This is a genomic window from Neokomagataea anthophila (assembly GCF_018122595.1).
In the GTDB taxonomy this organism is placed as follows: domain Bacteria; phylum Pseudomonadota; class Alphaproteobacteria; order Acetobacterales; family Acetobacteraceae; genus Gluconobacter; species Gluconobacter anthophilus.
Genome location: NZ_JAGRQH010000071.1, coordinates 1 through 259, shown reverse-complemented (window position 1 = coordinate 259; position 259 = coordinate 1). Strand labels below are relative to the sequence as shown.

Sequence of the window (259 nt, the reverse complement as noted above, 5' to 3'; positions counted from 1 at the left end):
AATAGGAACATATTGCCATACGTTTTTACTGTTATCCTGTGTGACTTTTAATACACCAAGCATCACTCTGGCAAACCGAGATTTAACATATTTGAGTATTGCAGATGCTTCTTGTTCATTATTAGATACACCAATACTAATAAACGATTGTGTAGAGCCGATTAACGGCTCGCCGATTAACGGCGTAGATAGTACTTCACCTATTGCTCCGCTGCCATTGCTTTTAGGCACAAATACTTTGTACTTTAATAAGTTTTGG

Annotated in this window: 1 protein-coding gene; it reads right to left on the bottom strand. The window is 37.5% G+C overall.

The window, feature by feature from the left end; translation table 11 throughout:
* The coding region (locus KB213_RS12125) for a hypothetical protein (protein WP_211683496.1) at window positions 1–259 on the bottom strand (259 nt) is incomplete at both ends.